We start from the raw sequence: 11340 nt of genomic DNA on the forward strand, positions 1-11340 counted from the left end.
GCCCTATTACTATGCCGGCACGATGGGTCTGGTGCAGCGCGACGGCATCCACCGGCTGCGCCACGCGAAAAAGTACTCCGGCTTCTTCGGCTCGATCTGCACCAATCTCGCCTGGACCGGATGGATGGCGGGGGCGGGCGCGCTGCGCGGTCCCGACCCGCGCGAGATGGCGAAGTCGGATTGCGTGGTGATCTGGGGCACCAACGCCGTGGTCACCCAGGTCAACGTCATGACCCACGCGATCAAGGCACGCAAGGCACGCGGCGCCAAGATCGTCGTCATCGACGTCTATGAGAATGCCACAACGAAACAGGCCGACATGGGCCTGGTGCTGAGGCCCGGCACCGATGGCGCGTTGGCCTGCGCGGTCATGCATGTGCTGTTCCGCGACGGTTTTGCCGACCGCGCCTATCTCGAGAAATACACTGACGATCCGCGCGGGCTGGAAGAGCATTTGCGGACAAAAACGCCGGAATGGGCGGCAGCGATCACCGGGCTCGATGTCGCCGAGATCGAAACCTTCGCGCATCTCGTCGGCACGACGAAGAAGACCTATTTCCGCCTCGGCTACGGTTTCTCGCGCCAGCGCAACGGCTCGGTCAACATGCACGCTGCGGCCTCGATCGCCGCCGTCACCGGCGCCTGGCAATATGAGGGCGGCGGCGCCTTCCACTCCAATTCGGGCATCTTCAAGCTGAACCAGGACGTGCTCGAAGGTACAGCGATGCGCGATCCCAACATCCGTCATCTCGATCACTCGCGCATCGGCCCCGTGCTGACCGGGGCGAGCGACGCGCTCTATGGCGGACCGCCGGTGACGGCGCTGCTCATCCAGAACACCAATCCGGTCAATGTCGCGCCCGAGCAGCGGCTGGTGAAGCAGGGTTTTCTGCGCGACGACCTGTTCACCTGCGTGCACGAACAGTTCATGACCGACACGGCCAGGCTCGCCGATGTCGTGCTACCGGCGACGATGTTTTTGGAGCATGACGACATCTACAAGGGCGGCGGCAACCAGCACATCACGCTGGGACCAAAACTGATCGATCCGCCCGAGGGGCCGCGCACCAACCATTTCGTCATCGAGGAGCTGGCAAAACGGCTCGGCGTCGGCGACAGGCCGGGCTTCGGCCTGACCGAGAAGGAGCATATCGACATCATCCTCGGCAAGCGCGGGCTGGGCGGCTTCGACAGCCTGAAGGAACAGAAATGGATCGATATGCAGCCGGATTTCGAGGCGGCGCATTTCATCAACGGCTTCGGCCATCCGGACGGAAAATTCCGCTTCCGCCCCAACTGGTCAGGACAGGCGGCGCCCAACCGGCCGCCGAGGAGCATGGGCCTGTTCGGGCCGGTCGAGCGGCTGCCGGAATTCCCCGACCATGTCGAGCTGATCGAGGCAGCGGACGAGGCGCATCCGTTCCGGCTGACCACCTCGCCGGCGCGCAACTTCCTCAACTCGACCTTTGCCGAGACGCCGGTGTCGAAGCAAAAGGAGGGCAGGCCGGTGCTGCTGCTGCATCCCGAGGATGCCGCCGGGCTGGGGCTTGCCGATGGCGGTCGCGTCGAGGTCGGCAACCAGCGCGGCGAACTGGTGCTGCACGCCAAGTTCTTCGACGGCATCCAGCGTGGCGTGGTGATCGCCGAAGGCATCTGGCCGAACAGCGCGCATGAGCGCGGCGAGGGCATCAATGTGCTGACCGGCGCCGACGCGCCGGCGCCCTATGGCGGTGCGGCGCTGCACGACAACAAGGTGTGGTTGCGCAAGCCGCAAGAGCTTAGGGCCTGACCCCGCGATCTGGCCCAAGCGCCTGCCGTCGCAGCCGCCAGATCCCGCGTCTATAGAGACACCCTGTCTGTTGCGACGAGGGAGGATGTCGTGAGCAAGATCTCGCTTCTGGGCATTCCGCATGACGAGAATTCGTCCTGGCTGCGCGGTGCGGCCGAAGCGCCGCCGCTCATCCGGCGCGAGCTCACCAGCGATGCTTACAGTTCATGGTCGGAAACCGGCTTTGACCTCAGCGACCGCTTCATCGATCATGGCGATATCGATTTCGCGCAGGCCGGCGATCCGTGGGAGCGGATCGAAGACGAGGTGGGTCGCGCGCTGGATGCCGGCCATCCGCTGATCTCGCTCGGCGGCGACCATGCGATCACCTGGCCGCTGCTGCGCGCGGTGCGGCGCCGCCACCCCAGCCTGACGATCCTGCATATCGATGCCCATCCCGATATCTATCATGCCTATGATGACAATCCGCGCTCGCACACCTCGCCCTTCGCACGCATTATGGAGGAGCGGCTTGCCGACCGGCTGATCCAGGTCGGCCTGCGCACCGTCAACGACCACCACCGCGACCAATTCAAGCGCTTCGGTGTCGAGGTGGTGGAGATGCGGCACTTCAAGGAAGGGCTGCGGCTTGACCTCAAGACGCCCGTCTATGTCTCCATGGATATCGACGCTCTCGATCCGGCCTTCGCGCCCGGCATTTCCCATCGCGAACCAGGCGGGTTTACCACCCGCCCGGTGATCGGTCTGATCCACTCAATCGACCAGCCCATCGTCGCCGCCGATGTCGTCGAATACAATTCGCGCCAGGATCTCTCCAACCAGACCGCGCTGGTCGCCGCCAAGCTGGTCAAGGAGATCGCCGGGATGATGCTGAAGACGAATGGCGCGACTGCCGGCTGAATCAATTTGGCAAGGCGGCGTGCTAAAGCTCTGTTCCGACTAGCCTCTCGACAGGAATAGCCATGCCGCAGCCGCTCAGGATCGCCATAGCCGGCGCGCTCGGCCGCATGGGCCGGCAGATGGTGGAAGCCGTCGTGGCCGATCCGCGTCTGGCGCTCGCCGCCCGCTTCCACCGGCCTGGCGCCACCGGCGAGGTTCTGGTCGAGCGCGACGAAGCGCTGGCGCTTGCTGACGTCGTCATCGACTTCACCACGCCGGCCGCGTCGGCTGAGCTTGCCGAGGCTTGCGCCCTGCGCGGCGGTCCGGCGCTGGTGATCGGCTCGACCGGCTTCGACGCCGCCGAACTTGCCGCGATCGCCGCCGCCGCGAAGAAGATCGCCATCGTGCGTTCCGGCAGTTACTCGCTCGGCCTCAACATGCTGACCGGACTGGTCGAGCAGGCGGCGCGCGCGCTCGGCCCCGGCGATTGCGACATCGAGATATTCGAGGCGCATCACCGATCGAAGGTCGACGCGCCCTCGGGCACGGCACTGATGCTGGGCGATGCGGCCGCGCAGGGACGGGGCGTTGCGCTGGCAGACGCGGCGCGGCGCGGCCACGACGGCGTCACATTTGCACGTCCGTCCGGCGAGATCGGCTTCGCGGTGGCGCGCGGCGGCAGCATTGTCGGCGAGCACAGCGTCAGCTTCCTGGCCGACGGCGAGGTACTGACGCTGTCGCATTCGGCCGACGACCGCTCGATGTTCGCGCGCGGCGCCATGGCGGCCGCGCTGTGGGTCGCCGGTCGCCCACCCGGCGAGTACACCATGCGCGACGTGCTGGCTCTCGGCGCCTCCTAACCGGCAAACTCGCCGGGTTCCATTTCGGCAGCCGCTAAAATGACTGAAAGCCAGCTGAAAGCTTGGGCATGCCATCACAGCGTCGCGGCGCTTGCCGTGACCGGCCTGGGAGCGGCCGGCAAGGAAGAAAATGCGGCGTCGCCAGATAGCGCGTCGCCCAGGTGGAGGAATTTACGTGACCGGTTTCATCTCGAAGTGCGCCTTGCGTTCAGCGGCGCTGACGCTTGCCATTGTCGCCACGGGCGCCACGGCGGCATCAGCGGCCGACAAGATCACCATTATCGTCGGCGGCATGGAAAAGCAGATCTATCTGCCGGCCGTGCTCACCCAGCAGCTCGGTTACTTCAAGGACGAGGGGCTCGATGTCGAGTTGGTCAACTCGCGCGCCGGCGTCGAAGCCGAGAATGAATTGCTGGCGGGCGCCGTGCAGGGCGTCGTCGGCTTCTACGACCACACCGTCGATCTGCAGTCGAAGGGCAAGTACATCCAGTCGATCGTGCAGTTCAGCCAGGCGCCGGGCGAGGTCGAGCTGGTGTCGGCCAAGCACCCCGAGATCAAGTCGCCGGCCGACTTCAAGGGCGCGACCCTCGGCGTCACCGGCCTCGGCTCGTCGACCGATTTCCTGACCCAGTACCTGGCGGTGCGCAACGGCCTGAAGCCGGGTGACTACACGCTGCTGCCAGTCGGCGCCGGCAACACCTTCATCGCCGCCGTCAAGCAGGACCAGATCCAGGCCGGCATGACCACCGAGCCGACCATTGCCAAGCTGCTCAAGACCGGCGAGGCCAGCATCCTCGTCGACATGCGCACGCCGGAAAAGACCAAGGAAGCGCTGGGCGGACCCTATCCGGCGGCGTCCTTCTACGTACAGTCGGCCTGGATCGAGAGCCACAAGGAGGAGGCGCAGAAGCTCGCCAATGCCTTCGTCAAGACGATGAAATTCATCGCCACCCATTCGGCCGAAGAGATCGCCGACAAGATGCCGAAGGACTATTACGCCGGTAACAGGGACCTCTACGTCCAGGGGCTGGCCGGCGGCAAGGCGATGTTCACGCCGGACGGCCGCATGCCGGCCGACGGCCCGCCAACCGTGCTCAAGGTTCTCTCGACCTTCTCCAAGAGCCTGCAGGGCAAAGAGATCGACCTGTCGAAGACCTACACCACGGCATTCGTCGACGCCGCCAAATAGCATCGGTCGGCAAGGGCGGACGCCCGGTCCGCCCTTGAGCAACAATGACTTGCGCCGCTCCGCTGAATCAATCCGGCAGCGGCGCCTTTCCAGATGCAGATGGACGACAAGCCAAAGGAGCTTGTGCCGCTGGCATCCATGCCCCATCACGACAGGAGTGTGCCATGCAACTGCAATCCATGGCGGCCGAGAAGCTGTCTCCGGCCGCGCCGCCGTCCGATGCCGCGATCGCCATTGATGACGTGACGCTTCGCTTCCTCACGCCCGACGGCCACATGATGACGGCGATCCGCGATTTCACCATGACGGTCGCGCGCGGCGAGTTCGCCTGTGTCGTCGGGCCGACCGGCTGCGGCAAGTCGACAACGCTCAACCTCGTCACCGGCCTGCTCAGGCCGACGACCGGCAATGTCCGCGTCATGGGCAAGCCCGTCACCGAGATCAGCCGCGACATAGGCTTCGTCTTCCAGGCCGATGCGCTGTTTCCGTGGCGCAGCGTCATCGACAATGTCGCCGCCGGCCCGCTCTATCGCGGCGTGTCCAAGGCGCGGGCCTATGAACGGGCGCGTGACTGGATCGGCCGCGTCGGCCTTGGCCGTTTCGAAAAGCACTATCCGCATCAGCTCTCGGGTGGCATGCGCAAGCGCGTCGCGCTGGCCCAGACCTTCATCAACCAGCCCAAGATTCTTTTGATGGACGAGCCGTTCAGCGCGCTGGACATGCAGACCCGCACCGCCATGCAGGACGAACTGCTTGACCTGTGGTCGGAGCAGAAATCCTCGGTCGTCTTCGTCACGCACGACCTCGAGGAGGCGGTGGCGCTGGCCGACAAGGTCTATGTGCTGACGGCGGGGCCGGGCACGGTCAAGAGCGTCTACCGCATCGACCTGCCGCGCCCGCGCGTCATGGCCGACATCCGCTATGACCCGAAATTCGTTGAGATCGCCAAAGTGATCTGGAACGACCTTCGCGAGGAAGTGCAGCTCGGCCAGAGCCGCAGCCTGCAGACCGGCCATTAGACTTGGGCGGCTGACCCGCTCCAATGATTTGTTTTTCGCAATTCCGGACGGAAACCGCTTGGCACTTTTCCTGGAATTGCTCCGAGAGGAGACCGCCATGACCGCCATCTCTCCCACCGTTGACCGGGCCGCTGCCCGCGATACCTCCATCGCCGTCGCCGAAGCCCGGGCAAGGGTGCGGCTGCGACGCCGCCATGCACTGGTCATCGGCCTGCGCTTGGCTATCCTGGTCGTCTTCCTCGGCCTGTGGGAACTCGGCGCCGACTACAACATCATCGATCCATTCTTCTTCGCCAGCCCGTCCGGCATCTGGCAGCAGATCTGGTCGTGGGTCACCGAAGGCACCTCGCAAGGCCCGCTCTGGCTGCAGATTTATGTGACGCTGGAAGAAACATTCCTCGGCTTCGTCATCGGCGCTGTAGGCGGCATCGCTGCCGGCATCATACTTGGCCGCAACCGGCTGCTGGCCGACGTCTTTTCGATCTACATCAAGATCGCCAACTCGGTGCCGCGCGTGGTGCTGGGCTCGGTGTTCATCATCGCGCTCGGCCTCGGCATGGCCTCCAAGGTCGCGCTCGCCGTGGTGATGGTGTTCTTCGTCGTCTTCGCCAACGCCTTCCAGGGCGTGCGCGAGGCGGACCGGTCGATGATCGCCAACGCACAGATCCTCGGTGCTTCGCCGTTCCAGATCACCACCTCGGTCATCATTCCGTCGGCGATGAGCTGGATCCTGGCCAGCCTGCATGTCAGCTTCGGCTTCGCGCTGGTCGGCGCCGTGGTCGGCGAATTCCTCGGCGCCAAGCAAGGCATGGGCCTGCTGATCTCGACGGCGCAGGGCGCCTTCAACGCCAATGGCGTGTTCGCGGCGATGATCATCCTGGCGGTGATGGCGCTTGTGGTGGAGTTCATCATCACCCGCTTCGAGGACTATGTCGTCAAATGGCGCCCGGCCTCGTTCAACGAGCAGGGGACATGAAGCTGTGATTGCTAGGCCAGGGGCAGCCGCACCTCGACCACCAGGCCGGCGGCCGCGCCATCCGCGAGGGTGACGCGGCCACCGGCATTTTCGGCCACCTCGCGTACGATGGCGAGGCCAAGGCCGCTGCCTTCCTCGGTTGCGTCGGCGAGGCGGTAGAAGCGCTCGAAGACATGCTCTCGCTCGTCCGCCGGGATGCCCGGCCCGTCGTCGGTGACCGTCAGCACCGCTTCGCCATCGATGGCGGCCAGTCTGACGGTGACGGTGCCGCCAGCCGGCGTGTAGCGCAGCGCGTTGTCGACCAGGTTGACGATCATCTCGCGCAGCATGGTGCCGTCGCCGACCACTGGCACCGGCCCGCTTTCGTCGAGCCCGAGATCGACGTTGCGCGCAAGCGCTGCCGGCGCTTGCGTCTCCAGCACATGGCGGGCGGCTTCCGTCAGGTCGATGCGATCGGCGCGCGGCCGCCGGCTTCCAGGCTCGGCCCGCGACAGGGTCAAGAGCTGTTCGGCCAGCCGCGCCAGCCGGCCGGAACTGGCCTGCAGCGCCACCAGCGCCTCCTGGCGCTGATCGGCCGCACTTTCGCGCAGCGCGTAGCTCGCCTGCGTCGACAGCAGCGCCAGCGGCGTGCGCAACTGGTGCGCGGCATTGGCGATGAAGCGCCGCTGCGCCGCCATCTGCCCCCGCACTCGCTCCATATAGGCGTTGAGCGCGTCGATCAGCGGCCGGATCTCGCTCTGCGCGCCAGTGATTTCGATCGGATCGAGGTCGCTGCGAGCCGGCGAACGCACGGCATCACGCAGCCTGATCAGCGGCGCCAGGCCGCGGCGCAAGCCGAGCAGCACGAAGACGCCGGCAATCGCCACCAGCATCAGCTGCTGGGCAAAAGCGTTGAACCACAAATGCCGTACCATCGCATCGTGTCCGGCAAGCGTGACGCCGACGGTGACGGAAATCGGCGAGTCCGCGCCGGCGCCGATCACCGCATGGCTGAAGGTCAGCAGCCGCAACGTGCGGTCGCGATAGGTCGCTTCCAGGCTCGGGCGATCCTGCGCCTCGGGCAGGTCGGGATAACCGGTCAGCAGCCGTCCGCCCGCGGTCTCGACACGATAGTAGACGCTGTCGCGGTCGCCGGTGTCGAACATCTCGATCGCTGCCGGCGGCACCGTGGCGTCGAGCACGCCGTCGACGATTGCGACCTGTTCGGCGATGGCGCGCGCCGAACCCACCAGCATGCGATCCGTCACCAGGTCGGCGGTCGCCAGCGCGTTGCGATGGCTGGTCCACAAATTAATGGTGGCGAGCCCGGCGAGCGGCAGCACCACCCAGGCAAGCAGCTGCAGGCGGAGGCTGCTAACCGGCATCGCGCAGCAGATAGCCAAGGCCACGCAGCGTGGCGATCTGAACGCGCGAACCCTCGATCTTCTTGCGCAGGCGATGCACATAGATCTCGATGGCGCTGGGGTCGGCGTCTGTTTCGAAATCAAAGATCGCCGACGACAGCGCCGCCTTGCTCACCGTGCGTCCCGCCTTGACCATCAGCTGCTCCAGCACCGCGTGCTCGCGCGGCGTCAGCGCCAGCGTCTCGCCGGCCAGCGAAAACAGCCGCGTGTTGGTGTCGAAGACGAGATCGCCGCAGGCAACGACAGGCGCGGTCCGGTCGTTGACGCGCCGCAACTGGACGCGGATGCGCGCCTCCAACTCCTCGACCTGGAACGGTTTGGCCAGATAGTCATCGGCCCCTTCGTTCAGGCCCTTGACGCGCCCGTCGAGGCTGGCGTTCGCGGTCAGCACGATCACCGGCACCCGGTTGCCGCGCGCCCTGAGCATGCGCAGCACGTCCAGGCCGCCCATGCGCGGCAGCGCAAGGTCAAGAATCACCAGCGCATGGTCGCCGGCGGCAAGCGCATGCTCGACATCCTCGCCGTCATGGACGATGTCGACGACATAATTGGCCTGGCGCAGCGTCTTGCCCAACCAATCAGCCAGTTCGCGATTGTCTTCGACAAGCAGCAGCCGCATTTTCTATCGCAGTTCAGGTATCTTGCCCGCCGCAGTCTCGTCGACCTTTCGACCAACGCAGCCGGCAGCGTCCGATGGGGTGCACGCACACAACGGATAATATCGATCCGCCCACAAGGCAAACCTTAGCTGGCTTGGCCACTGCAGAGCGGCAGGGAGGTCACCGACGAGAGGCGCTGCGTGTTGGATTCATGTCGCTGAACGACCGCATGGAAAGCGACCGGCACCTCCCCGCGGGCAGTGATCAGGCGCCAATCGACGAAAACAGAACCGATCGGTTCGATTTATGTTGACGCATTGTGCATCAGGTTGTGAACGCCGGCTCAAGTGATCTTGGCACCCGTGGCGGGTGGAATTTACTAACTGATTGATATCGCGAGATAACAGTGTGGCAGTAGGAAGCCTTGCGCCGGATTTCAAGCGCCGCGCCGAAGGTCTTTTCGGCACAACTTCGTGACTGGAAACGACAGCGGCCACGGCCCATCTCGGGGTGGTCCGAGCGACGCGAATTCCTCCCAAGGCACGCCACTTGACGGACAGAAGACAGAACTACTGGAGTACCTGAATGACCAAGATCGCTCTCACCGCCGCCGCCTTCCTCGTTGCCACGGGCAGCGCCTTCGCCGGCAGTGACCATTATGGTTCGAACAACGTCAACCAGCCGGCCGTCACCCAGCCTGCCGCCAATGTCGACATCACGACCACGGCGTCGATCCGCAAGCCGGTCGAGCATGGCAAGACCACCTCCGAAGTCGCCCAGCCTGAATCCGGCCAAGGCATCTGGGGCCGTTAAGCGGACCCGACAACCTGACCTGGTCGGCAATCGCTGATGACTTCGGTCATCGAATGCCTCGAGGCGGTGGGCTTGTCCCGCCGCTTCGCTTTTGCGCAAGCCTGAATCAAATCGGCAAGCTTCGGCCCTGTCGCTTTGTTCGGATTTTGTCTTTCGGCCCCGCAAGCACCAAGGGCCGCGCCGCGACTAACCCAAGGCCGCTACCCCAACTCCTTCGGCCTGATGCAATGCGTCAGCCGCGCGCCGCCGAAGCCGAGATCCGCCCAGTCTCCCTTGAAGACAAACCGGGCCAATGCCGCCGTCGGGAATTTCTCCTCGAGCTTCCGCAGCGCGCGGGCATCCGACCCCGAACCCGCGAGCCGCCGCGCGAAGTCCTCGAGCCCGGGATTGTGGCCGAGCACCAAAAGGCTGGCCGCATCGGCCTTGCGCACGACGGCCAGCACATCCACCGCCGCCGCCTCGTACAGCGCATCCGTGAATTCCGCCGCAGCGCTCTTCGGCAATTCGGCCGCGACCAGCCGCCATGTGTCGCGGGTGCGCAGCGCGGCCGACACCAGCGCCAGGTCAGGCAGCCAGCCGCGCCGGGAAAGCTCGCGCCCAATCAGCGGCGCCGTCTTCAGACCGCGCGGGCCGAGCGGCCGGTCGAAATCGGCAAGCTTGGGATCGTCCCAGCTCGACTTGGCGTGGCGCAGGATGAGGAGTTGTCTTGTCGCCATGCCGCCCCCAATCCCTCAAGGCGTGATCCGCGCCAGCTGTTCGAGATCGCTTTCCTCGCGCAGCGGGTCGGGCGCCATTACCACGGAACTGCCGTTTTCGGCATCGTCGGCGAAGTGGGCGAGCACGGCGTGGCCGTTCTGCATGCGTGCCTTGCCTTCGGCGACCAGCCCCAGCGCCAGCGGGTAGAGCCGGTGCTCGGCCTTGAGCACGCGGGCGGCGAGCGTGTCCTCATTGTCGCCGACCATCACCGGCACGGCGGCCTGAGCGATGATCGGGCCGTCATCCATGTCGAGGGTGACGAAATGCACCGAGCAGCCATGGATGCGAACGCCGGCGCGCAGGGCGCGAGCATGCGTGTCCAGCCCCTTGAAGGCGGGCAGGAGGGCAGGGTGGATGTTGACCATCCGTCCTAGCCATTTCTCGACAAAGCGGGCGCCCAGGATGCGCATATAGCCGGCCAGCGCGACGATCTCGGCGCCGAAGCCGGCAAGCGCCGCATCGATCGCTCCGTCATGCGCTTCCTTGCTGCCATAATCCGAGCGCTGGATCACCTTGGTGGGAATGCCGCGCGCGGCGGCGATGGCGAGGCCGGCGGCGTTGGCCCGGTCGGAGATGACGCCGACGATCTCGGCCGGGTAGGCCGGATCGCTCGCCGCCGCGATCAGCGCCGTCATGTTGGAGCCGCGCCCGGAGATCAGAACGACGGTGCGTTTCCTGCTCATAGGCCGATCGAGCCCCGGTAAATGACGCCGGCGTCGCGGCGCGGCACGATGCGGCCGATAGGGGTCACCGTCTCGCCGGCCTCCTGCAGCACGGCGGCCACTTGCGCCGCCTGGCCGGAGGCCACGGCGAGGATCATGCCGATGCCGCAGTTGAAGGTGCGCATCATCTCTTCCGGCGCGACACCGCCGGTCTTGGCCAGCCAGGCGAACACCGGCGGCACGTCGATGGCGTTGAGGTCGAGCTCGGCGGAAAAATCCTTGGGCAGCACGCGCGGAATGTTCTCCGGAAAGCCGCCGCCGGTGATGTGGGCGAGCGCCTTGATGCCATGCGTGTTGCGGATGGCCTTGAGGATCGACTTCACATAGATGCGCGT

General features: G+C 65.6%; 12 protein-coding genes. 7 read left to right on the forward strand and 5 right to left on the reverse strand.

Going from position 1 to position 11340, the window contains the following annotated elements; all coding sequences use genetic code 11:
• From EN745_RS19185 to EN745_RS19210, 6 genes are all read left to right on the forward strand, one after another.
• Positions 1 to 1789 (forward strand): molybdopterin-dependent oxidoreductase (locus EN745_RS19185; protein WP_127422013.1); only part of this gene is annotated, 1789 nt, incomplete at its 5' end.
• Between the two features lie 90 nt (positions 1790 to 1879).
• Entirely contained in the window at positions 1880 to 2689 is an 810-nt protein-coding gene (locus tag EN745_RS19190) for an arginase family protein (protein WP_127422014.1), read from the forward strand.
• A gap of 62 nt (positions 2690 to 2751) precedes the next feature.
• The gene (gene dapB / locus EN745_RS19195) at positions 2752 to 3528 is read left to right on the forward strand and encodes a 4-hydroxy-tetrahydrodipicolinate reductase (RefSeq protein ID WP_127422015.1); all 777 of its coding nucleotides are present in this window, start codon (positions 2752 to 2754) and stop codon (positions 3526 to 3528) included.
• Positions 3529 to 3703: 175 nt separating this feature from the next.
• Complete coding sequence (locus tag EN745_RS19200) at positions 3704 to 4717, forward strand: ABC transporter substrate-binding protein (RefSeq protein WP_127406519.1); 1014 nt, start codon at positions 3704 to 3706, stop codon at positions 4715 to 4717.
• Between the two features lie 164 nt (positions 4718 to 4881).
• Positions 4882 to 5736 carry an ABC transporter ATP-binding protein gene (locus tag EN745_RS19205; protein ID WP_127422016.1) on the forward strand — a complete coding sequence of 285 codons (855 nt, stop codon included), beginning with the start codon at positions 4882 to 4884 and terminating at the stop codon, positions 5734 to 5736.
• Between the two features lie 97 nt (positions 5737 to 5833).
• Positions 5834 to 6712 carry an ABC transporter permease gene (locus EN745_RS19210; RefSeq protein WP_127422017.1) on the forward strand — a complete coding sequence of 293 codons (879 nt, stop codon included), beginning with the start codon at positions 5834 to 5836 and terminating at the stop codon, positions 6710 to 6712.
• Positions 6713 to 6723: 11 nt separating this feature from the next.
• Here EN745_RS19210 and EN745_RS19215 read toward each other — a convergent pair whose 3' ends face one another.
• Together EN745_RS19215 and EN745_RS19220 are read right to left on the reverse strand one after the other, a co-directional pair.
• Positions 6724 to 8076: a sensor histidine kinase gene (locus EN745_RS19215; protein WP_127422018.1), complete on the reverse strand. Its 1353-nt coding sequence runs from the start codon at positions 8074 to 8076 to the stop codon at positions 6724 to 6726.
• On the reverse strand, positions 8066 to 8734 hold the full coding sequence (locus EN745_RS19220) for a response regulator (RefSeq protein ID WP_126055569.1): 669 nt from the start codon (positions 8732 to 8734) through the stop codon (positions 8066 to 8068). The genes EN745_RS19215 and EN745_RS19220 overlap by 11 nt, the downstream gene beginning before the upstream one ends.
• 565 nt (positions 8735 to 9299) lie before the next feature.
• Here EN745_RS19220 and EN745_RS19225 point away from each other — a divergent pair.
• Positions 9300 to 9527, forward strand: coding sequence for a DUF680 domain-containing protein (locus EN745_RS19225; RefSeq protein ID WP_126055568.1), 228 nt, complete (start codon positions 9300 to 9302; stop codon positions 9525 to 9527).
• A gap of 200 nt (positions 9528 to 9727) precedes the next feature.
• Here the strand turns inward: EN745_RS19225 and EN745_RS19230 are convergent, their stop codons facing one another.
• From EN745_RS19230 to EN745_RS19240, 3 genes are all read right to left on the reverse strand, one after another.
• On the reverse strand, positions 9728 to 10243 hold the full coding sequence (locus EN745_RS19230; RefSeq protein ID WP_126055567.1) for a histidine phosphatase family protein: 516 nt from the start codon (positions 10241 to 10243) through the stop codon (positions 9728 to 9730).
• Between the two features lie 15 nt (positions 10244 to 10258).
• Positions 10259 to 10966, reverse strand: a complete 708-nt coding sequence (gene purN / locus EN745_RS19235) for a phosphoribosylglycinamide formyltransferase (protein ID WP_127422019.1) — start codon at positions 10964 to 10966, stop codon at positions 10259 to 10261.
• Positions 10963 to 11340, reverse strand: a 378-nt coding sequence (locus EN745_RS19240) for an AIR synthase-related protein (RefSeq protein WP_245487769.1), incomplete at its 5' end; no start/stop codon positions are given. The genes purN and EN745_RS19240, both read right to left, overlap by 4 nt.

This window comes from Mesorhizobium sp. M4A.F.Ca.ET.022.05.2.1 (assembly GCF_003998845.1).
Classification (GTDB): Bacteria; Pseudomonadota; Alphaproteobacteria; order Rhizobiales; family Rhizobiaceae; genus Mesorhizobium.

Excerpts from the sequence above, each read along its gene's own strand:
- EN745_RS19225 (WP_126055568.1), top strand. The coding sequence starts at position 9,300 with ATGACCAAGATCGCTCTCACCGCCGCCGCCTTCCTCGTTGCCACGGGC.
- EN745_RS19210 (WP_127422017.1), top strand. The coding sequence starts at position 5,834 with ATGACCGCCATCTCTCCCACCGTTGACCGGGCCGCTGCCCGCGATACC.
- EN745_RS19220 (WP_126055569.1), bottom strand. The coding sequence starts at position 8,734 with ATGCGGCTGCTGCTTGTCGAAGACAATCGCGAACTGGCTGATTGGTTG.
- EN745_RS19230 (WP_126055567.1), bottom strand. The coding sequence starts at position 10,243 with ATGGCGACAAGACAACTCCTCATCCTGCGCCACGCCAAGTCGAGCTGG.
- dapB (WP_127422015.1), top strand. The coding sequence starts at position 2,752 with ATGCCGCAGCCGCTCAGGATCGCCATAGCCGGCGCGCTCGGCCGCATG.
- purN (WP_127422019.1), bottom strand. The coding sequence starts at position 10,966 with ATGAGCAGGAAACGCACCGTCGTTCTGATCTCCGGGCGCGGCTCCAAC.
- EN745_RS19205 (WP_127422016.1), top strand. The coding sequence starts at position 4,882 with ATGCAACTGCAATCCATGGCGGCCGAGAAGCTGTCTCCGGCCGCGCCG.
- EN745_RS19215 (WP_127422018.1), bottom strand. The coding sequence starts at position 8,076 with ATGCCGGTTAGCAGCCTCCGCCTGCAGCTGCTTGCCTGGGTGGTGCTG.